Genomic DNA, 20249 nt, shown 5'->3' with positions numbered 1-20249 from the left:
ATGTCACTGAGAACGCGTGGACCGAGCCGCGACTGGGGGCGATCGGCCCCCTCCGCTCACCCGGGTGGGGGAGCGGTCCTGGTCACCGGGGCCTCCAGCGGGATCGGCCTCGCCGTGGTCACCCTGCTGCGGACCGCCGGCCACGACGTCGTCCTGGCCTCGCGCAGCGCGGAGGCGCTGGAGCGGGCGGTCGACGTCAGCGAGGGCGAGGGCGCGGCGCTGCCGGTGGTCGCGGACGTGTCGTCGGCTGCCGAGGTGCGTGACCTGTTCGACCGGGCCGCGGAATGGGCGACGGGCCGGGGACGCGCCCTGACGGGAGTCGTCCACTGCCCCGCCGTCCTCGCCTACGGCCGCGTGGAGGACGTGCCGGACGAGGTGCTCGACCACGCCCTCGCGGTCTCGCTCGGCGGCGCGGTGAACGTCGCGCGCACGGCACTGCGGCACTGGTCGGGCCGCGACGAGGTCGGCTCGCTCGTGGTCGTGGGATCGCTGCTGGGCGAGGTGACGGTGCCGGGCATGGGCGCCTACGCGACCGCCAAGTGGGGGGTGCACGGGCTCGTCCGGACGCTGCAGCAGGAGAACCGCGGCCGAGCCGCCCGCGCCCGGGTCTCCCTGGTCGTCCCCGGTGGCGTCGACACCCCGGTCTACGAGCAGGCCGGCACGTACCTGGGCAGGCACGGCTCTCCGCCTCCACCGGTGGTCTCCCCGCACCGGGTCGCGCGAGCCGCCGTGCGGTGCCTCGAGCGCCCGCGCCGACGGGTCTCGGTGGGGCCGGCGAACTCGCTCACGCGCCTCGGCTTCCTGCTGGTGCCGCCGGTCTACGACCTGCTGGTCGGCCCGCTGGCTCGGGCCCTCGCGCTCGGGCGACGGGCCGATGACGGCCCCGGCAACGTGCTCGCGCCCGTCCCGGAGAAGGAGCGTCTGCGCGGCTGACGCTCATGCCCGCCACCGACCGATCGAGCCGCCGTGGGCGCGTGGGCAGGGGGCCCAGCCGGCGACGGCCGCGGGCCCGGCCGTCCACGAACCGGAACAACGGCGAGGCTGCCGGGCGGCCAACCCGCTGACCTGCGACAACGCAAACGGGGTCGGGGGCGCCCGACCGTTGTTCCGGTCCGTCGACGGCGCTCCCCGCTGCGATCCCCGGATGCGACGCCCAGCCGCCTAGGTCGGCGACGACCCCAGCTCCACCCGCCGCAGCGCGGGGCGGCTGAGGCCGGCGACGGTCGCGGCGACGAAGAGCGCGAACAAACCGAGCTCCACGGAGCGGGTGGAGAACGCGACGGCGAGCGGGCCGACGAGCAGCTCGCCGACGGGCATCCCGACGAAGGAGAAGAACCCGTCGATGGACTGGATGCGGGAGAGCATCTCCTCCGGCACCTTCTCGGCCACCACGAGGCCCCAGGCCACGTCGATGAGGGCGAAGCCCGCGCCCGCGGCACCGAACGCGAGGGTCAGGACGACGGTCCCGGCGCCGAGCCCGAGGGCCAGCACCGGCAGCCCAGTGACCCCGAAGCCGGCGATCGCGGCCACCAGCGGCCGGTGCACCAGGCGGGCCGCGGCGGCCCGGCCCAGCAGCCAGGCGGCCAGGATCACGCCGACCGCCTGGCCCGAGCGGGCCACGCCCCAGCCGTCCGAGCCGATCGTGTCCGCCGCGATCACGGGTCCGAGCACGCCGATCCCGCCGGCGATGAGCGCGTTGAAGACGAGCGAGTACGACGAGACCGGCAGCACCCAGCCCAGCCGCCGGGCGAACGCCCACCCGTCGGCGAGGTCGCGCAGCACGCTGCTACGGGCGGCCGCCCGCTCGCCCCGCGGCAGCCGCAGCAGCCCGAGGAACCCGGCGGCCAGCAGGTAGGTGAGCGCGTCGAACGCCATCGCCCAGCCGGCCCCCACGGTCGCCACCACCAGGCCCACCGCCGCCGGCCCCACGATGCGCGTGGCGCTCTGCGCCTGGCTGAACAGCAGGTACCCGGCCTTGCGCCGCTGTGGCGGCAGCAGCACCGGGATCATCCCGTGGAACGCGGGGTAGCCGAGGGCCTCGGTGGTGCCCGCGACCAGCTGGAGCACCACGAGCTGCCACACCTCGGCGTGCCCGCTGAGCACGAGGACGGCGGCCAGCGACCGCACCACGAACATCGTCGCGTTCGTCCCGCGCAGCACGAGGGTGCGCGGCAGCCGGTCGGCCACCGCGCCGCCCAGCAGCATGAGGGTGACCATCGGGACGGTGCTCGCGGCCGCCACCCAGCCCACGGCCGCGGCCGAGCCGGAGATGTCCAGCACCGCGAACGCCAGGGCGATGCCTGACCCCGCCGAGCCCAGCGCGCTGGTGACCTCGGCGGTGAAGAACCACCGGAACGCCGGCACCGCCAGCGGTCTGCCGACGCCGGGGTCGCCCGGGTCGCCCGGGTCGGCCGGGGCGGGGTCAGCGGTCACCTCCGCAGGCTAGTGGGCGTGCCGGTGCCGCAGCGTGAGGACGCCGGAGGCGACGGCGAGCAGCGCCACCCCGCCTGCGAACCAGGTGCCGGCCTCCACCGGCCCGAGGTGCGCGACCGCGACGCCGGCCAGCAGCACGGGCACCGAGATCGCGACGTAGTTGACGAGGAAGTACGTCGAGGTCACGGCGCCTTTGCGGTCGGCCGGGGCGCGCTGGGTCAGCACCGCGAGGCCGCGGTTGAACCCGATCCCCTGGCCGCTGCCGCCCAGCGCCCCGGCGACCACCAGCAGCGTGGTCGAGGCGAGCTGGAGGGAGAGCGCCAGCAGGGCCATGCCGGCGACCAGCAGCAGCACGGCCAGCAGGGTGGCGCGACGCTCGGGCAGCGGTCGCGCGACCTGGTGCCCCACGACCGACATCGCGTACGGCACCAGGATGATCAGCGCCACCGGCACCGCCGCGGTGAGGTCGAGGACCTGCGAGCACACGGTCGAGATGACGGCCGTGAAGAGGCCCAGCACCGCGAAGCCGGCGAAGGAGAGCGTGGTGACGCGGACGAAGTCGGCGCGGATCTCCGGCGGCAGGGCCGGACGCAGCGGCGCGAGCGCCCCGGCGGGGCGGTGCTCCGGCACGTCCACCGTCTCCCTCCCGGCCGCGAGGACGAGCAGCGCCAGCACGCACAGCACGGCGTGGACGAGGTAGGTGAGGTGCAGCGGCCACGGGGCGTGGGCGACGAGGACGGCGGCGAGGAGCGGGCCCAGGCCGAGGCCGAGGATGTTGGCGCCGCCGGAGAGGTCCGAGGCCCGCCCGCGCAGGGCACCGGCGGCGGTCTCGACGATGAACACGGTGGCGGTCCCGACCGTGATGCCCGCGCTCGCGCCGGAGACGACGCGGGAGACGAGCAGCAGCGGGAGGCTGTCGTCGGCGAGCAGGAACAGCCCGTCGGAGACGATCCCGATCACCAGCGCGGCGGCCATGAGCGGCCGCCGGCCCACGGTGTCCGACCAGCGTCCGGTGACCACCAGGGCCCCCATCACGCCGACGACGTACACGGCGAACACGACGGTCACCATCTCGACCCCGAAGCCGATCCGCTGCTCGTAGTGGGAGTACAGCGCGGTCGGCATCGTCGTGCCGATCATCGTCACGAGCAGCACCAGCGCCATGGCGAGGGCCGGGCCGGCGCCGCTGCGCGGGGAGGTGGGCGAGGTCATCGTCGGTCCTTCGCCGACGCCTTTCGGGGGACGTCGGGGAGGCGGACGTCGGCAACCGTCACGCTAGGTGGCCCGGGCCGGCCCGGTCGCCGCCGGGCGGGTGACGACCGCGTCACGGATGGCCGACGCCACACCCCCCGCCCGGCCGGAGGCCGCTGGAACGACGAGGGGGGTGACCGTCAGCCCGTGGCCAGCGCCTTGAGGAAGAACGCGACGTTGGCGGGACGCTCGGCCAGCCGCCGCATGAAGTAGCCGTACCAGTCGGTGCCGTAGGGCACGTAGACGCGGACGGTCCGGCCGGCGTCCGCGTGGACGCGCTGGAGGTCGGTGCGGATGCCGTAGAGCATCTGGAGCTCCCAGCTGGAGGGCTCGCGCCGGGCGGCGACGGCCGTGGCGACGGCCAGCTCGATCATCGCCGGGTCGTGCGTGGCGACCAGCGGCGTGGCCGAGGAGGCCATGAGCGTCGCCACGTGCCGGCGGTAGGCCGCGTCGACGTCCGCCTTGTCCTGGAACGCGACGGAGGCGGGCTCCTTGTAGGCGCCCTTGACCAGCCGCACCCGCGCGCCAGCGGCGGCGAGGTCGGCGACGTCGGACTCGGTGCGGTGCAGGTTCGCCTGGAGCACGCTGGCGACGGTGGGGAAGCGCTCGCGCAGCCGGTTGGTGATGGCGAGCGTGGAGTCGATGGTGGTGTGGTCCTCCATGTCGACGTTCACCCGGACGCCGGCCGCGTCCGCGGCCTCGGCGATCTCGGTGACGTGCCGCTCGGCGATGTCGTGGCCGTCCACGCCCTGGCCCCCCGACCGGCCCAGCGACTGGCCCAGCGCCTGGCCCAGCGCCGACAGCTTCACGGAGACCTCGGCGCGGCCGGCGGCCCCGCCCCGAGCGGGGTCGGCCAGCGGAGCGAGGCCGGTGACGAGCTCGAGGTAGGCGTCGCGGACGGCGCGGGCGCCGGCCAGGTCGGTGACGTCCTCGCCCAGGTGGTCGACGGTGACGGCCAGGCCGCCGGCGGCCAGGTCGCGGGACGCGGCGACGCCCTCGGCGGTCGTCTCGCCGGCGACGAACCGGTCGACGACCTTGCGGGTGGGGCCGAAGCCCTCGACGGCGGCCCGGGTGCGGGCGGAGCGCGAGGCGGTGAGGAGCACGGGACCGAGCACGGGTGCCTCCAGGTGTGGGCAGGTGGGCGGGGTGTGGGCGGGTGGATCAGCGGTGCTTCGACGGTAGGTCGGCCCGGACGTCGCCCGACAGCGACAGGTGCCACGCGATCGCGGCATGATGTGGTGCAGGTGTCTGATGCCTCGGCGCCGTCCCCGACCCGCAGGAGGTGCGGCGTGAGCGCGCTGGACGACCTGGTCGACGAGCTGTCCCACCTCCTCGGCGGGGCGTGCACGCTCGAGGACGAGTCCTTCGGCCTCCTCGCCTACTCCGGCCAGGCCGAGACCGACGACGTGCGGGCCGCCTCGATCCTCACCCGCCGGGCCACGCCGGAGGTCCGCGCCTGGTTCCTCGGCCACGGCATCGCGGACGCCGAGGAGCCGCTGCGCACGCCCGCCGACCCGGACCGCAGGACGGCCGCCCGGGTGTGCGTGCCCGTGCGTTACCTCGGGCGGCTGCACGGCTGGTTCTGGCTGCTCGACCCGCACGAGCGGCTGCTCCCCGAGCCCGGCTCGGAGACCGCGGCCGAGGTGCGGCGCATCGCGGAGACCGCCGGCCAGCTGCTCAGCCACACCGGCCGCCGCCAGGCCCGCCGCACCGCCGCCTTCCGCGAGCTCCTCGACGGCGACCCCCGCGAGGCCCGCCCCGCCGCCGAGGGGCTGCTGGCGGGCTCCGGCCTGCGCGCCGACGAGCCGGTCGTCTGCGTCCTGCTCGAGGCGGACCCCACGTGGGCGGCCCGGATCGACACGCTGCCCGCGCGCGCCGGCGTCGTGTGGGTGCCGGACGACGGGGGGCTCGTCGCGGCCGTCGCCCGACCGTCCGCCGTGCGGGCCGGCGCCGAGCCGCTCGAGCAGCTCCGCGCGCTCGGCGTGGGCGGGCCCTGGCTGCCCGCGGACGGGACCGTCACCGCGGGCACCGGGCGGCCCGTCGTCCGCGCCGACGACCTGCGGGCCTCGCACGCGGGGGCCCGCACGGCCCTGCGGGTCGCCCGGGTCTCGGGCCGCGTCGAGCGCGCCGAGGACCTCGGCGAGCTGGGGCTCCTCGGCGTCGCGCGGGGCACCGACCTGGCCGCCGTCCTGCTGGAGGGGGAGGTGGGGGCCTTCGTCCGCGGGGACGAGGAGGACCTCGTGCGCACGGCGCGGACCTACCTGGACGAGGCGGGCAGCGCGGCCCGCACCGCCGACCTGCTCGGCATCCACCGGCAGACGCTCTACCACCGGCTCGCCCAGGTGGAGCGGCGCACGGGCCTGGACCTGCGGCGCGGCGACGCCCGGCTGCGCCTGCACCTGGCGCTGCGGCTCGCGCCACACCTGCCCCGGGACTGACCGTCCCCGAAGCGGTGAACGGGCCGCCGACCTGCCACGATCGGGGCGTGCCTCCCCAGCCGTCCGCCACTGCCGCGCGCCCGGACGACCTCCGTCGTGCCTGGGCGCTGCTGGCCGTCGCCGTGCTCGCGGAGGTGGCCGGCTCGGTCGCGCTCAAGGCGGCCCTGGACCACCCGGCCTGGTACGCCGTCGTGGCCGTCGGCTACGTCGTCTCGTTCAAGCTGTTCGAGCAGATCCTGCGCTCCGGCATGCCCCTCGGCGTCGCGTACGGCGCCTGGGGCGCCGCGGGCGTGGGCCTCACGGCGGTGCTCGGCGCGGTCTTCTTCGCCGAGCCGCTCACCGCGCTCTCCGTGCTCGGCCTCGTGCTCGTCGTGGGCGGCGTGGTGCTGGTGGAGTCGGGCACGCACGGGGGCGCGCACGCGGATCAGGACGGCGAGGGCGAGGCCCCGTGAACGGGTGGGTGGCCCTGGCGATCGCGATCGTGTGCGAGGTGGCCGGGACGACGGCCATGCGGGCGGCCAGCGACGGTCGGCGCGTCTGGTGGCTGGTCGTCGCTGTCGGCTACGCGATCGCGTTCGTGCTCATGTCCGTCACCCTCGCCGAGGGCGTGCCGCTCGGCGTCGCGTACGCGATCTGGACCGCCGCCGGGGTGGCCCTCACCGCCCTGCTGGCCCGGGTGATCTACGGGGAGTCCCTCACGGGACGCGCCGTCCTCGGGCTGGCTGTGATGGTGGCCGGCGTGGCGCTCATCGAGCTCGGGACCGCCTGAGGCTCCTCGCCTGATTCTCCCCGCCTGTCCTCGCCCGCTCAGCGGCGCGGCGGGCGGACGGTGAGCGACTGGGTGCTCGTGCCGAGGACACCGACCTCGTCGTGCAGGACGGTGGCGGTGACGCCGAGGCCGCCCGGGCCGAACGAGACGCGGGTGTCGAGGCCGAGCCACTCGCCGGCGGGCTCGCGCAGGAGGTGGGCGGTGAGGTCGACGTTGGGGAACATCCACTCCTGCGGGCTGACCCGGGGGCTCATGCCGTTGGCGATGTCGAGCAGCCCGGAGAAGGCGGCCACGGGGGAGACCACCTCGTCGGCGACGAGCGGCATCCCGACCTTCACCCAGGTCAGCGCGCGACCGGGGGCGGTCTCGCGCCGGCGGACCTGCGAGGTGGCGATGAAGTCGCCCTGCCAGATGCTCGAGGCGTCCCACGGCTCGACCTCGTCCGGGCCCGGGATCGGCTCCACGTGCGAGCCGGCCACGTGGGCGGTCTCGAACGGGGCCAGCAGCCAGGCGCGCAGCTCGGCGACGGTGCGGCCCTCGTGCGACAGCGTCGCCTCCACCAGCTCGACCGTGCGTCCGGGGCGCAGCATCCGCACCTGCGTCACGACCGGCCCGACCGGCACCGTGCCGGTGATGTCGAAGGCGAGCCGGCTGACCTGCATCCGGTCGTCGCGCCGCCGCGCCTCCAGGTCGCGGATGACCTCGTGCACGAGCAGCCCGAGCCCGGGGGCGATGTGCTGCTCGGCCGGGTTCCACGCCCCGCCCGTGTGCCGCGTGGCCTCCAGCTCGTGCGGGCCGGTGCGGACGAAGTAGGCGGACGGCGTCGTTGCGGTCATGCCTCCGATCCTGCCCAACCCGGGCGCGCTCGCGGCATCCGCGGGGTGATCGGCCGGTCACACCCCCGCGACCGGCCGCCCGGGAACAACCCGGCACCCACCCCTGTTGATGCGAACGACAATCGTTCTCACTCATCTGGAGGAACCGTGCAGCGACAGATCCACCCCACCTACGGCCCGGTCGCCTTCCGGGACCGCTCCACCGGCCACGTCGTGGTCACCGGCTCGACCCTCGTCTCCCGCGAGGGGCTGCGGACGCTCGAGGTCGACGGCGCCACCTACCCGGTCGTCGACGTCGACGTCTCGTCCGACAGCCACCCCTTCTGGACCGGCCGCGCCGGCACCCTCGACAGCGAGGGTCGCGTCGAGGCGTTCCTGCGGCGGTACGGCCGGGTCTGACCCGCGCCGGTCCGGCGCACGGGGCTCGGCGTCCGACCCACGGGCCGGGCGCCGCGCCCCTACGATGCCGCCCATGCCCCCCGCGACCCCCACGCCGAGCCCGGACGACGCGCGCCCACCGCGCCGTCGCGCCCGCTCGGAGGGGCGGGGGCCGAGCATGGCGGACGTCGCGGCGCACGTCGGCGTGAGCCACCAGACCGTGAGCCGCGTGCTCAACGACTCCCCGCTCGTCCGCCCGGACACGCGGGAGAAGGTGCTCGCCGCCATCGCCGAGCTCGGCTACCGGCGCAACACCGCGGCCCGGGTGCTCGCCACCAACCGCAGCGGCCGGATCGGCTTCGTCGGCGCCGGGCTCGCCCTGCACGGTCCGGCGATGATCGGCGCCGCGCTGAGCGAGGCGGCCCACCGGGCCGGGTACGACGTCTCGTCCGTGACGCTCGACGACGTCTCCGCCGCCGCGCTCACCCGCGCCGTCGAGCGCCTGCTCGACCAGGCCGTCGAGGCGGTCGTCGTGGCCGCCGCGCACTCCGAGCTGCTCGCCGCGGCCCAGGGCCTGCGGCTGGACGTCCCGCTGGTCGTCGTCCAGGGCGTGACGCCCGGCCAGCCGCTGGCCGCCGGCATCGACCAGGACGCGGGCGCCCGGCTCGCCACCGGGCACCTGCTCGACCTGGGGCACGCCCGGGTGGCGCACGTGGCCGGCCCGGAGGACTGGGTCGAGGCCAGGCAGCGCCGCGCCGGGTGGCTGGCCGCCCACGCCGAGCGCGGCCTGACACCCGGCCCCGAGGTCGCGGGCGACTGGTCGCCCGCCGCGGGGCACGCGGCCGCCGCCGTCCTGCTGGAGGCCGACGAGCCGGTCACCGCCGTCTTCTGCGCCAACGACGACACCGCGCTCGGCCTGCTCGGCGCCCTGCACGCCGCCGGCGTCGACGTGCCCGGCGAGGTGAGCGTGGTCGGGTTCGACGACGCCCCCGGCGCCGGCTACCTGTGGCCGCCGCTCACCACCGTCGCCCAGCGGTTCTCCGAGCTGGGCCGCCTCGCCGTCGACCTCGCCGTCCGCGCCCTCGACGGCGAGCCCGACCCCACGGCCCCGCTGCTCGTCCCCGCGCTCGTCGTCCGGGCCTCCACCGCCCCGCCGCGGGGATAGTCCCTGACCAACGGACTGGTTTCGGGGCCCGGAAGCGGTCCGTTCGTCAGGGACTGTCCGGGGGCGCGAGACCCCGCTGCGCTACCGTCCCGCCCCGTGACGCACCCGACGCAGCCGACGCAGCCGACGCAGCCTGAGCCCGCGGCCGGCTCCCGCTACCACCTGCCCGACGACCCGACCGGCGCCGAGCACGCGGTGCTGGTGCTGGGCCGGGCGCCGGGGCCGCAGCTGCACCTGCTGGACGTGGGCGCGACGGTCCACCGGCTGCGCGTGACCGGGGGCGACGGCGAGCGCCGCGACGTCGCGCTCTCCCACCCCACGCTGGCCGAGCGCCGGCGCGGGGACGCCTACCTGGGGGCGACCATCGGCCGCTACGCCAACCGCATCGCCGGGGCGCGCTTCGAGCTGGACGGGCGCGAGGTGCTGCTCGGGGCGGTCGACCGCGGCCACAGCCTGCACGGCGGGCCCGAGGGGTTCGACCGGGCGCGCTGGCAGGTCCTCGAGCACGGCACGCACCACGCCGTCCTGACCCTCCACAGCCCGGAGGGCGACCAGGGCTTCCCGGGGGCGGTCGACGTGCAGGCCCGGTTCGAGGTGGACGACGCGGCGCTGGCGCTCACGCTCACCGCGACCAGCACCGCGGACACCGTGCTCAACCTGACCCAGCACGTCTACCTCACGCTCGCCGGGGCGGGCGCGGGCACCGTGGACGACCACGTGCTCACCGTCCCCGCGTCCCGCTGGGTGGAGGTGGACGCCACGGGCATCCCCGCCGAGGGGCCGCTGCCCGTGCCGGCCGAGGCCGACCTGCGTGCGGGCGAGCGCCTGGGCGACGTGGTGCGCCGCGGGCACCCGCAGGTGATCGACGCGCACGGGATCGACCACACCTACGTGCTGGACGCCGAGCCGGACGGCGACGGCCTGCGCGAGCACGCCCGGCTGGCCGACCCGGCGAGCCGGACGGTCCTCACGCTGCGCAGCGACCAGGCCGGCGTCCAGGTCTACACCGGCAACTTCCTCGACGGGACGCTGCACGGGCTCGCCCCGGACGGCGGGACCACGCTGCTGCGCCAGGGCGACGGGCTGTGCCTGGAGCCGGGCGCCTTCCCGGACTCCCCGCACCACCTCGGCGAGCCCGGCTGGACCGACGTCCGCCTGGCCGCGGGGGAGTCCTACGCCTGGCGTGCCCGGTGGGAGTTCGCCGCGCTCGACTGAGTGGTCGAGGGCGGTCGAGGGCCGCCGAGGGTCGTCCCGCGACGCGTCCCGGCCACCGCTTGACGCCGCCGATGTTAGCGCTCACACTCCTGCCTATGTGAGCGCTCACACAGAGCGCTGCGAGCGAGTGCGAGGAGGACGAGGGTGTCCGAGACCTACGTGGTGGGCGTCGACTACGGGACGCTGTCCGGGCGGGCCGTGGTGGTCCGCGTCAGCGACGGCGCGGAGCTGGGCTCCGCCGTCCACGAGTACCCGCACGCCGTGCTCGAGCAGGCGCTGCCGAGCGGCCGCCGGCTCGCTCCGGACTGGGCGCTCCAGGTGCCGGAGGACTACCGGGCCGTGCTGCGCGAGGCCGTGCCCGCGGCCGTGGCGGCCGCCGGGATCGACCCCGCCGACGTCGTCGGCATCGCCACCGACTTCACCGCCTGCACGATGGTCCCCACCACCGCCGACGGCACCCCGCTCAACGAGCTCGAGGGCCTGGCCGACCGGCCGCACGCCTACACCAAGCTCTGGAAGCACCACGCCGCCCAGCCGCAGGCCGACCGCATCAACGCCCTCGCCCGCGAGCGCGGCGAGGCGTGGCTGCCGCGCTACGGCGGGCTCATCTCCAGCGAGTGGGAGTTCGCCAAGGGCCTGGAGCTCTTCGAGGACGACCGCGAGCTCTACGACCTCACCGAGCACTGGGTCGAGGCCGCCGACTGGATCGTCTGGCAGCTCACCGGCACCTACGTCCGCAACGCCTGCACCGCCGGCTACAAGGGCATCTACCAGGACGGCGCCTACCCGACCCCGGCGTTCCTCGAGGCGCTCGCCCCCGGCTTCGGCTCGTTCGTCGCCGACAAGGTCGAGCACCCGCTGGGCCAGCTGGGCGACCGCGCCGGCTCGCTCACCGCCGAGGCCGCGGCCTGGACCGGGCTGCCCGAGGGCATCGCCGTCGCCGTCGGCAACGTGGACGCCCACGTCACCGCGCCCGCGGCGCAGGCGGTCGAGCCCGGCCAGATGGTCGCGATCATGGGCACCTCGACCTGCCACGTCATGGTCTCCGACGTCCTCGCCGAGGTCCCCGGCATGTGCGGCGTCGTCGACGGCGGCATCGTCTCCGGCTCCTACGGCTACGAGGCCGGGCAGTCCGGCGTCGGGGACATCTTCGGCTGGTTCACCCGCACCGGTCTCCCCGCCGACTACGCCGCGGCCGCCGAGGCCAGCGGCGAGGACGCCCACCAGCTCCTCACCCGCCTCGCCGCCGCGCAGGAGATCGGCGAGCACGGGCTGGTCGCGCTCGACTGGCACAACGGCAACCGCTCCGTCCTCGTGGACCACAACCTCTCGGGCGCGGTCATCGGCCTCACCCTGGCCACCCGCCCCGAGGACGTCTACCGCGCGCTGCTCGAGGCCACCGCGTTCGGCACCAGGGTGATCGTGGAGACCTTCCGCGACGCCGGCGTCCCCGTCACCGAGCTCGTCATCGCCGGCGGCCTGGCCAAGAACCGGCTGCTCATGCAGATCTACGCCGACGTCACGCGCCTCCCGCTCTCCGTCATCGGCTCCACGCAGGGCCCCGCGCTCGGCTCGGCCATCCACGCGGCCGTCGCCGCCGGGGCCTACCCCGACGTGGTCGCCGCGTCGAAGGCGATGGGCAAGGTCGACAAGGCCGTCTTCGTGCCGGACGAGGCGAGCGCCGCGGCCTACGACGAGCTCTTCGCCGTCTACCGCGACCTGCACGACCACTTCGGCCGCGAGCGCCGCGACCTCATGCGCGGCCTGCGCGGCGTCCGCCACCGCGCCCACGAGCGCCGGGAGGCCCGCGAGGCCGCCGCCGGCACCAGCACCAGCAGCACCGACGCCGCCGTCCTCGAAGGAGCCCACGCATGACCGCCGTCGCCGACGTCGAGGCCACCATCCTGCGCCTGCGCCAGGAGGTCAGCGACCTGCACCGGCACCTGACCGGCTACCAGCTGGTCGTGTGGACCGCCGGCAACGTCTCCGCCCGCGTCCCGGGCCAGGACCTGCTGGTCATCAAGCCCTCGGGCGTCGACTACGACCGGCTGACGCCCGAGAACATGGTCGTCTGCGACCTCGAGGGCCGCGTCGTCGAGGGCGAGCACGCCCCCTCCTCCGACACCGAGGCGCAGGCCTACGTCTACCGGCACATGCCGCACGTCGGCGGCGTCGTGCACACCCACTCCACCTACGCCACGGCGTGGGCGGCGCGGGCCGAGCCGATCCCGTGCGTCCTCACGATGGTGGCCGACGAGTTCGGCGGCGAGATCCCCGTCGGGCCGTTCGCGATCATCGGGGACGACTCGATCGGCCGCGGCATCGTCGAGACCCTCTCCGGGCACCGCTCGCGGGCCGTCCTCATGCAGAACCACGGCGTCTTCACCATCGGCAAGGACGCGAAGGACGCCGTGAAGGCCGCCGTCATGTGCGAGGACGTCGCCCGGACCGTCCACGTGGCCCGCCAGCTCGGCGAGCCGGTGGCGATCCCGCAGGTGGCCGTCGACTCCCTGTTCGACCGCTACCAGAACGTCTACGGCCAGCGCTGAGCCGCGGCCCGCCCTCCCCGCCACGCCCTCCCCACCTCGACTTCCCCGAGCAACGACAGTCCTCCAAGGAGCACCCATGACCACCGACGGCCTCGAGCACCTCGAGATCTGGTTCCTCACCGGCAGCCAGGCGCTGTACGGCCCCGAGACCCTGGAGCAGGTCGCGGAGCAGTCGCGCGACATCGCGGCCCGCCTCGAGGCGTCCGCGAACCTCCCGGTCCGCCTCGTGTGGAAGCCGGTCCTGCTCGACTCGGCGTCCATCCGCTCCACCCTGCTCGCCGCGACCGCGGACGACTCCTGCCTCGGTGTCATCGCCTGGATGCACACCTTCTCCCCGGCGAAGATGTGGATCTCCGGCCTCGAGGCGCTCGGCAAGCCGCTGCTGCACTTGCACACGCAGAGCCACCAGGACATCCCGTGGGACTCCCTGGACATGGACTTCATGAACCTCAACCAGGCCGCCCACGGCGACCGGGAGTTCGGCTACATCCAGTCCCGCCTCGGCGTCCCGCGCACCACCGTCGCCGGGCACGTGAACAACCCGGCGGTCGGCAAGCGGATCGGCTCGTGGGTCCGTGCGGCGCTGGGCCGCCGCGAGCTCTCGACCCTGCGCCTGGCCCGCTTCGGCGACAACATGCGCGACGTCGCCGTCACCGAGGGCGACAAGGTCGAGGCCGAGCTGCGCTTCGGCACCTCGGTCAACACCTACGGCGTCAACGACCTCGTGGCCGTGGTGGACGCGGTGGAGGACAAGGTCGTCGACGAGCTCGTCACCGAGTACCTCGACCTCTACGACGTGGCCCCCGAGCTGCGGCCCGGCGGCGAGCGCGCCGACTCGCTGCGCGTCGGCGCCCGGATCGAGGCCGGCCTGCGCTCGTTCCTCGTCGAGGGCGGCTTCCGCGCGTTCACCACCAACTTCGAGGACCTCGGCGGCCTGCGCCAGCTGCCCGGCCTGGCCGTGCAGCGGCTCATGGCCGACGGCTACGGCTTCGGCGGCGAGGGCGACTGGAAGACGTCCGTCCTGCTCCGCGGCATGAAGGTGATGGCGACCGGCCTGCCCGGTGGCACCTCGTTCATGGAGGACTACACCTACCACCTGGAGCCGGGCCGCGAGCGCATCCTCGGCGCCCACATGCTCGAGGTCTGCCCGACCATCACCCAGTCGCGCCCCAGCCTCGAGTGCCACCCGCTGGGCATCGGCAACCGGGAGGACCCGGTGCGCCTGAAGTTCACCGCCGACCCCGGCCCGGGCTTCGTCGCGGGCATCTCCGACATGGGCGACCGGTTCCGCCTCACCGTCAACATGATCGACGTCGTCGAGCCGGACGAGCCGCTGCCGGCCCTGCCCGTGGCCTGCGCCGTGTGGGAGCCCCGCCCGAACCTGTCGGTCTCCGCCGAGTCGTGGCTCACCGCGGGCGGCCCGCACCACACCGTCCTCACCAAGGCGCTCGAGCGCGACGTCATCGAGGACTTCGGCGAGATGACCCGCACCGAGGTGGTCGTCATCGACGAGGACACCACCACCCGCTCGTTCGCCCGCGAGCTGCGCTGGAACGCGGCCTACCACCGCCTCGCCGCGCGCCTCTGAGCCTCCCCCCACCTCCGCTCCCACCCCTCCTCCGGGGCCGTTCGTGCCGTCGGCCCCGGGGGCCGGGTGGGAGCCCTGCGTGATGGCCCTGCGCGGTGCCTGCGCGTGGCCCTGCGCGGTGCCTGCGCGCGGCTCAGCGCAGGTGGGCGTCCAGGAAGGCGCGGGTGGCGGCCATGGCGGTCGCGGCCGACGCCGGGCCGTCGTGCCACGCGTGCTCGGCGCCCTCCACCGGCACGAGGTCCACGGGGACGCCGGCCGCGGCCAGCGCGTCGCGCAGCCGCTCGGCCTGGCGGAACGGGACGACGCTGTCCGCCGTGCCGTGGACGACGAGGAACGGCGGGCTGCCGGCGTCCACGTGCGTGACGGGGCTGGCGGCCACGGTCTCGTCGGGGCGCTGCGAGGCGGTGCCGCCCACGAGCAGCGACTCGAAGGAGTCGGGCGGCATCTCCGCCAGGCCGCGGTCGGGGCCGAACGCGACGAAGTCGGTCGGCGGGTACCAGCAGACCGCCCCGCTCACCGCCGAGGAGACGCCCCCGGCGGACAGGGGAGCGGTGCCGACGTCACCCTCGAGGGCCGGGTCGTCGGCGGTGAGGGCGACCATCGCGGCCAGGTGCGCACCGGCCGACTCGCCCCAGACCACCACCCGCGAGGCGTCCAGCCCCAGCTCGTCGGCGTGCGACCGCAGCCACCGGATGCCGGCCTTCACGTCGTGCAGCGGCAGCGGCCAGCCGACCTCGCCGGTGAGCCGGTAGTCGAGGCTCGCCACCGCCAGGCCGGAGCGGGCGAGCTCGGCGAACGGCTCGAACGTCCCCTCGTCGAACTGGGGACCCACCCCGCCGCGGCGGCCGTACCACCAGCCGCCGCCGTGCAGGAAGACCAGCAGGGGCCACGGGCCCTCGCCCAGCTCGGCGGGCGGCAGGTGCAGGTCGAGCTCCAGCGGGCGCGAGCCGAACACCTCGGCGTGCGCGATCCCGGGCAGGAGCCGATGCCCCTGCGGGGTGGGGAGCGGGGTGGGGACGGCGGTGGCGAACGGCCAGCGGGGGCCGCCCGGCTGCGGGCGCGAGGTCATGCGTCGGTTCTACCGCGAGCGCCTGTGCGGGCCGCCGGGCCGGTGCGGCAAGATCGGAGCGTGGCCACCGACACCGCTCCCGCCCGTTACCCCGTCCCCGACCGGGTGCCGCAGCCCCTGGTGCTCGACGGGGCGCCGCTCCTGGCGGTCTCGCCGCTGCGCGTGTACACGTGCGGGATCACGCCCTACGACGTGACGCACGTCGGCCACGCCGCCACGTTCGTGTGGGCCGACCTGCTCGCCTCGGTCTCGAGGGCCTCGGGCGCGAAGGCGGAGGTCTCCCGCAACATCACCGACGTGGACGACGTCCTCACCGCCGCGGCCGCCCGCGCCGGGCGGCACTACGACGAGCTCGCGTCGGTCCAGGAGTTCCAGTTCGGCCGCGACATGCAGGCCCTCGCGGTGGCCCGTCCGGCGCACGAGCCCAAGGCCCGGGCGCACGTCGCCGCCGTCGTGCGGCTGGCCGCGGCCCTGCTGGCCACCGGCGCGGCCTACGAGCGCGCCGGGTACGTCTACTTCCGCGGGGCCGAGGTGCCCGGTCGCGCCGGCCTCGGGACCGAGGAGGCGCTCCGGCTCTCCACCGCCTACGGCGACCAGGAGGACGTGCCGGACCGTGAGTCCCCGTTCGACGTGCCGGTCTGGCGTCCGTCGGCCGAGGGGGTGCCGGCCTGGCCGACCCCCTGGGGCTGGGGCCGCCCCGGGTGGCACGCCGAGTGCGCCGCCATGGCGGTCGCGACCTTCGGCAGCAGCGTCGACGTCCTCGTGGGCGGGGTCGACCTCGCCTTCCCGCACCACGCCTACCAGGCCGCGATGGTCGAGGCCGCCACCGACGTGAGCCCCTTCGCGCGCGCCGTCCTGCACGTCGGCGAGGTGCGCCAGGGCGGGGTGAAGATGTCGAAGTCGCTCGGCAACCTGACCCTCGTCTCCGACCTGCTGACCCGGTTCACCGGCCCCGTCGTGCGGCTGGGGCTGCTGCACCGCGACCGGCGCGAGCCCTGGGAGTGCGAGGACGCCGTCTTCGCCGCCGCGGCCGCCACGCTGGAGAAGCTCTACGCGGCCGCCGGCTCCCCGGCCGAGAAGGCGGACGCGGGCAGCGGCCGCGACCGCGTGCTGGCCGCCCTGCTCGCCGACCTCGACGTGCGGGCCGCCGTGGCGGTGGCGCTGGACGAGGGTGGCGACGCGGCCCGGTACCTGCTCGACGTCCTGCGGCTCACGGACCTGACGGCCTGAGCGCCTGAACCCGGCCTCCGGGCCCGCCTCGACCCCCGTGCCACCGGTGCGGGGGTCGCGGTGCTTTCGCGACCCTGTGTGCGCGGTGTAGTGTTGCGTCCTGCAACTCGATGCTGATGGCAACTATATGCGTCGACCACCTTCCCCGCACCCCTTCCCCGCACCTCAGGAGTCCCGTGCCCACCGCCCCGCACGCCCGTCGCCCCGGGCTCGCCGTCGCCGCGCTGGCGCTCGGCGGCCTCGTCGCCGCGCTCACCCAGACGCTCGTCATCCCCATCCAGTCCGAGCTCCCGAGCCTCCTCGGCGCCGACGCCTCGGACACCGCCTGGGTCGTCACGGTCACGCTGCTCACCGCGGCGGTGACGATGGTGGTGTCCGGACGCCTCGGCGACCTGGTCGGCAAGAAGCCGGTGCTGCTGGGCAGCGCGGCCGTCCTCGCCGTCGCCTCCGCGGTCGTCGCGCTCTCCGACAGCCTCGTGCCGGTGCTCGTCGGCCGTGCGCTCCAGGGCCTGGCGATGGGGTTCATCCCCGTCGGCATCGCGCTGGTCCGCGAGATCGTGCCCCGCGAGCGGGCCGCGACCGCCGTCGCCACCATCTCGGCGACGCTCGGCGTGGGCGGAGCCGTCGGGCTGCCGCTCTCGGCGTGGATCGTCCAGGTGGGCGACTGGCACGCGCTCTTCTGGGTCTCCGGCGGCGCGGCGCTCGTCGTGCTCGTCGCCGTGGCCGTCCTGGTGCCCCACGTGCGCGACGAGGCCCCGGACGGCGCCCGCGGCGCCCTGGACCCCGCCGGCGCGCTCCTCCTCGCGGTCGGCCTCGTGGCCTTCCTGGTCGGCGTCTCGAAGGCGACGACGTGGGGCTGGTCCGACGCCCGCACCGTCGGCTCGATCGTGGGCGGCCTCCTCGCCCTCGTCGGCTTCGGCGCCTGGGAGCTGCGCCACCCAGACCCGCTGGTCGACCTGCGCGCCAGCGCGCGCCGTCCGGTGCTGATGACGAACCTCGCCGCCGTCGCCATCGGCTTCGGCATGATGGCGCAGTCGGTGGTCGTGCCCCAGCTGCTCCAGCTCCCCGAGGCGACCGGCTACGGCCTGGGTCAGTCCGTGCTCGCGGCCGGCCTGTGGATGGCGCCGGGCGGCCTGATGATGCTCGTCTTCGCCCCGGTCTCCAGCCGGCTCATGGGCTCGGTCGGCGCCCGGACCACGCTCATGGTCGGCGCGGCCGTGCTGGCGCTCGGCTACCTGGTGGCCACGCTGCTCACCGGCGCCCCGTGGCAGCTGATGGTGGCCTCGCTCGTCTGCTCCGCCGGCGTCGGGATCGGCTACGCCGCGATGCCGACGATCATCATGGACCACACGGAGCCCCGCGAGGCCGGTGCCGCCGTGGGGCTCAACGCGCTCAGCCGCTCGGTCGGCACGACGCTGGCCGCGGCCCTGATGGGCACGGTCCTGGCGAGCAACACCACCGAGCTCGCGCCCGGGGTGAGCCTGCCGACGCAGGGCGCCTTCACCGCCTGCTTCCTCATCGGCGCGGCGGCCGCGGTCGTCGGGGTGCTGCTGATGCTCACCGTGCCGGCCAGGGCTCCCCGCGCCGTGGCCGCGCCGCCCGTGGCCGACGACGACGCCCAGCCGGTCGGGGTCGCCTGAGGCGTCCCGAGGGGTCTTTCGGCGGGTGCTGCGGCGGGGTGCTGCGGCGGGCGGCTCAGTCCTCGTCCAGGGCGTCGTTGAGCGCCTCGAGGTCGGCGGCGAGCCGCTCCGCCCGCTCCGCGCCCAGGCCGTCCACGACCGCGCGGAAGCGGGCGGCGCGGACGCCGGAGTCGGCCGCGAACGCCTCCAGCCCCGCCGGTGTCGGGCGGACGACGTGCGAGCCGTCCTCGGCCAGCGCGCGCTCGACCACGCCGAGCGTGACGGCGGCCTTCACGTGCCGGCTGGTCGTCGAGGCGTCCAGCTGGAGCCTGGCCCCGAGGCCGCCCACGGTGAGCGGACCGTCCGCGGTGAGCGCCATCAGGACCTTGAACACCGAGCCGTCCAGCCGGACCCCGGGCGGGTTCACCAGACCCCGGCGCTGCAGCCGCAGCAGCGAGCGGCCGAGGCGGCGCATCACGGCCTCCTGCGGCTCCTCGTCCTCGGGCGTGACATGCGTGGGCACGCCCCGAACCTTGCCACCGGCTCGCGTGTGACGCGCACCGCACCCCTGAGGTGCCAGCCTGTGGACTCCCTGCCTCCCGCGCCACGGGCGAAGGTGAGAGGGTGGGAGCCGTGAAGATCGGTCTCCTCACCAGTGGCGGCGACTGCCCCGGCCTCAACGCGGTCATCCGCGGCGCGGTCCTCCGGGGCGTCAAGACGTACGACGACGAGTTCCTCGGCTTCCGCAACGGGTGGCGCGGCGTCCTCGACGGCGACGTCATGGAGCTCCCGCGCACGCGCGTGCGCGGGCTCTCGCGCCAGGGCGGCACGATCCTCGGCACGTCCCGCACGAACCCGATGGACGACGAGGGCGGCGGTGCCGACGTCGTGGCCCAGCGGCTGCGCGACTTCGGCGTGGACGCGCTCATGGTCATCGGCGGCGAGGGCACCCTGGCCGGGGCGAAGCGCCTGGCCGACGCGGGGCTGCCGATCATCGGCGTGCCGAAGACGATCGACAACGACCTCATGGGCACCGACTACACGTTCGGCTTCGACACCGCCGTCGCCATCGCGACCGATGCCATGGACCGGCTGCGCACCACCGGCGAGAGCCACCACCGGTGCATGGTCGCCGAGGTGATGGGCCGGCACGTCGGCTGGATCGCCCTGCACTCCGGCGTCGCCGCCGGCGCCCACGCCATCCTCATCCCCGAGCAGCGGGTGAGCATGGGCGAGCTCTGCTCGTGGGTGCGCCAGGTGCACGAGTCGGGCCGCAGCCCGCTGGTCGTCGTCGCCGAGGGGTTCATCCCCGAGGGCATGGGCGACGTCCTCTCGGACAAGGGCACGGAGAAGGACGGCCGCCCCCGGCTGGGCGGCATCGGCGACTACCTCGTCCACCAGATCGAGGAGCGCACCGGCATCGAGACGCGCGCCGCCATCCTCGGCCACGTCCAGCGCGGTGGCGCCCCCACCGGCTACGACCGCGTCCTCGCCACCCGCTTCGGCATGGCCGCGACCGACCTCGCGCACGCCGAGGGCTGGGGCCAGATGGTCGCCGCCCGCGGCACCGAGATCGAGCGCATCCCGCTCGCCGAGGCCCTCATCGGCCTCAAGCACGTCCCCCAGCACCGCTGGGACGAGGCGAAGTCGCTCTTCGGCCGCTGAGCCGCCTGAGCGAGCAGCCGCCGCCAGGGGCTGCTCGCGGGGCT

General features: G+C 75.6%; 19 protein-coding genes. 13 read left to right on the top strand and 6 right to left on the bottom strand.

Annotated features, from left to right (window positions below; translation table 11 throughout):
- Nucleotides 1-933, top strand: coding sequence for an SDR family NAD(P)-dependent oxidoreductase (locus tag E8D37_RS08090; protein ID WP_136569266.1), 933 nt, complete (start codon nucleotides 1-3; stop codon nucleotides 931-933).
- 228 nt (nucleotides 934-1161) lie between these two features.
- Here E8D37_RS08090 and E8D37_RS08085 read toward each other — a convergent pair whose 3' ends face one another.
- From E8D37_RS08085 to E8D37_RS08075, 3 genes are all read right to left on the bottom strand, one after another.
- The gene (locus E8D37_RS08085) at nucleotides 1162-2433 is read right to left on the bottom strand and encodes an MFS transporter (protein WP_136569265.1); all 1272 of its coding nucleotides are present in this window, start codon (nucleotides 2431-2433) and stop codon (nucleotides 1162-1164) included.
- 9 nt (nucleotides 2434-2442) lie between these two features.
- The gene (locus E8D37_RS08080) at nucleotides 2443-3645 is read right to left on the bottom strand and encodes an MFS transporter (protein ID WP_136569264.1); all 1203 of its coding nucleotides are present in this window, start codon (nucleotides 3643-3645) and stop codon (nucleotides 2443-2445) included.
- Nucleotides 3646-3824: 179 nt separating this feature from the next.
- A complete protein-coding gene (locus E8D37_RS08075; protein ID WP_136569263.1) occupies nucleotides 3825-4799 on the bottom strand; it encodes a proline dehydrogenase family protein in 975 nt (324 codons plus the stop codon).
- A 174-nt stretch (nucleotides 4800-4973) separates the two neighbouring features.
- Between E8D37_RS08075 and E8D37_RS08070 the strand changes: the two genes are divergently transcribed.
- The 3 genes from E8D37_RS08070 to E8D37_RS08060 are packed head-to-tail and all read left to right on the top strand — an operon-like array spanning nucleotide 4974 to nucleotide 6891.
- Nucleotides 4974-6122: a helix-turn-helix domain-containing protein gene (locus tag E8D37_RS08070; protein WP_136569262.1), complete on the top strand. Its 1149-nt coding sequence runs from the start codon at nucleotides 4974-4976 to the stop codon at nucleotides 6120-6122.
- 47 nt (nucleotides 6123-6169) lie between these two features.
- Nucleotides 6170-6574: an SMR family transporter gene (locus tag E8D37_RS08065; protein ID WP_136569261.1), complete on the top strand. Its 405-nt coding sequence runs from the start codon at nucleotides 6170-6172 to the stop codon at nucleotides 6572-6574.
- Nucleotides 6571-6891 carry a multidrug efflux SMR transporter gene (locus E8D37_RS08060; protein WP_136569260.1) on the top strand — a complete coding sequence of 107 codons (321 nt, stop codon included), beginning with the start codon at nucleotides 6571-6573 and terminating at the stop codon, nucleotides 6889-6891. The genes E8D37_RS08065 and E8D37_RS08060 overlap by 4 nt, the downstream gene beginning before the upstream one ends.
- 38 nt (nucleotides 6892-6929) lie before the next feature.
- Here E8D37_RS08060 and E8D37_RS08055 read toward each other — a convergent pair whose 3' ends face one another.
- Nucleotides 6930-7727, bottom strand: a complete 798-nt coding sequence (locus E8D37_RS08055; protein WP_136569259.1) for a thioesterase family protein — start codon at nucleotides 7725-7727, stop codon at nucleotides 6930-6932.
- A 147-nt stretch (nucleotides 7728-7874) separates the two neighbouring features.
- Between E8D37_RS08055 and E8D37_RS08050 the strand changes: the two genes are divergently transcribed.
- The 6 genes from E8D37_RS08050 to araA all read left to right on the top strand — a co-directional run bounded on the left by E8D37_RS08050 (nucleotide 7875) and on the right by araA (nucleotide 14622).
- Nucleotides 7875-8126: a type B 50S ribosomal protein L31 gene (locus tag E8D37_RS08050; RefSeq protein ID WP_136569258.1), complete on the top strand. Its 252-nt coding sequence runs from the start codon at nucleotides 7875-7877 to the stop codon at nucleotides 8124-8126.
- 73 nt (nucleotides 8127-8199) lie between these two features.
- Nucleotides 8200-9270, top strand: a complete 1071-nt coding sequence (locus E8D37_RS08045; RefSeq protein ID WP_136569257.1) for a LacI family DNA-binding transcriptional regulator — start codon at nucleotides 8200-8202, stop codon at nucleotides 9268-9270.
- A 96-nt stretch (nucleotides 9271-9366) separates the two neighbouring features.
- Nucleotides 9367-10485 (top strand): aldose epimerase family protein, encoded by a 1119-nt coding sequence (locus E8D37_RS08040; RefSeq protein ID WP_168929678.1) that lies wholly within the window; start codon nucleotides 9367-9369, stop codon nucleotides 10483-10485.
- Nucleotides 10486-10629: 144 nt separating this feature from the next.
- A complete protein-coding gene (gene araB / locus E8D37_RS08035) occupies nucleotides 10630-12360 on the top strand; it encodes a ribulokinase (protein ID WP_136569255.1) in 1731 nt (576 codons plus the stop codon).
- On the top strand, nucleotides 12357-13034 hold the full coding sequence (locus E8D37_RS08030) for an L-ribulose-5-phosphate 4-epimerase (protein ID WP_136569254.1): 678 nt from the start codon (nucleotides 12357-12359) through the stop codon (nucleotides 13032-13034). Before araB ends, E8D37_RS08030 begins: the two co-directional genes overlap by 4 nt.
- Before the next feature lie 76 nt (nucleotides 13035-13110).
- A complete protein-coding gene (gene araA, locus E8D37_RS08025) occupies nucleotides 13111-14622 on the top strand; it encodes an L-arabinose isomerase (protein WP_136569253.1) in 1512 nt (503 codons plus the stop codon).
- Between the two features lie 133 nt (nucleotides 14623-14755).
- On the opposite strand, the gene E8D37_RS08020 is transcribed toward araA, so the two are convergent.
- Entirely contained in the window at nucleotides 14756-15691 is a 936-nt protein-coding gene (locus E8D37_RS08020; protein WP_136569252.1) for an alpha/beta hydrolase, read from the bottom strand.
- 60 nt (nucleotides 15692-15751) lie between these two features.
- Here E8D37_RS08020 and E8D37_RS08015 point away from each other — a divergent pair, with 60 nt between their 5' ends.
- Both E8D37_RS08015 and E8D37_RS08010 read left to right on the top strand, forming a co-directional pair.
- Nucleotides 15752-16921, top strand: coding sequence for a cysteine--tRNA ligase (locus E8D37_RS08015; protein ID WP_240770277.1), 1170 nt, complete (start codon nucleotides 15752-15754; stop codon nucleotides 16919-16921).
- A gap of 176 nt (nucleotides 16922-17097) precedes the next feature.
- Nucleotides 17098-18561: an MFS transporter gene (locus tag E8D37_RS08010; protein ID WP_206055643.1), complete on the top strand. Its 1464-nt coding sequence runs from the start codon at nucleotides 17098-17100 to the stop codon at nucleotides 18559-18561.
- Between the two features lie 55 nt (nucleotides 18562-18616).
- On the opposite strand, the gene E8D37_RS08005 is transcribed toward E8D37_RS08010, so the two are convergent.
- Nucleotides 18617-19063: a MarR family winged helix-turn-helix transcriptional regulator gene (locus E8D37_RS08005; protein ID WP_136569249.1), complete on the bottom strand. Its 447-nt coding sequence runs from the start codon at nucleotides 19061-19063 to the stop codon at nucleotides 18617-18619.
- A gap of 110 nt (nucleotides 19064-19173) precedes the next feature.
- On the opposite strand from E8D37_RS08005, the gene E8D37_RS08000 reads away from it, so the two are divergent.
- On the top strand, nucleotides 19174-20205 hold the full coding sequence (locus E8D37_RS08000) for an ATP-dependent 6-phosphofructokinase (protein ID WP_136569248.1): 1032 nt from the start codon (nucleotides 19174-19176) through the stop codon (nucleotides 20203-20205).
- The last annotated feature ends 44 nt before the right edge of the window (nucleotides 20206-20249 follow it).

Source organism: Nocardioides sp. GY 10127, assembly GCF_004919085.1.
Taxonomy (GTDB): domain Bacteria; phylum Actinomycetota; class Actinomycetes; order Propionibacteriales; family Nocardioidaceae; genus Nocardioides.
Note: the sequence above shows the minus strand (reverse complement) of the source record. Positions and strands in the feature narration are given on the sequence as shown.

Coding starts and splice junctions, on each gene's coding strand:
- E8D37_RS08090 (WP_136569266.1), top strand. CDS start 1: ATGTCACTGAGAACGCGTGGACCGAGCCGCGACTGGGGGCGATCGGCC.
- E8D37_RS08080 (WP_136569264.1), bottom strand. CDS start 3,645: ATGACCTCGCCCACCTCCCCGCGCAGCGGCGCCGGCCCGGCCCTCGCC.
- E8D37_RS08055 (WP_136569259.1), bottom strand. CDS start 7,727: ATGACCGCAACGACGCCGTCCGCCTACTTCGTCCGCACCGGCCCGCAC.
- E8D37_RS08045 (WP_136569257.1), top strand. CDS start 8,200: ATGCCCCCCGCGACCCCCACGCCGAGCCCGGACGACGCGCGCCCACCG.
- E8D37_RS08030 (WP_136569254.1), top strand. CDS start 12,357: ATGACCGCCGTCGCCGACGTCGAGGCCACCATCCTGCGCCTGCGCCAG.
- araA (WP_136569253.1), top strand. CDS start 13,111: ATGACCACCGACGGCCTCGAGCACCTCGAGATCTGGTTCCTCACCGGC.
- E8D37_RS08020 (WP_136569252.1), bottom strand. CDS start 15,691: ATGACCTCGCGCCCGCAGCCGGGCGGCCCCCGCTGGCCGTTCGCCACC.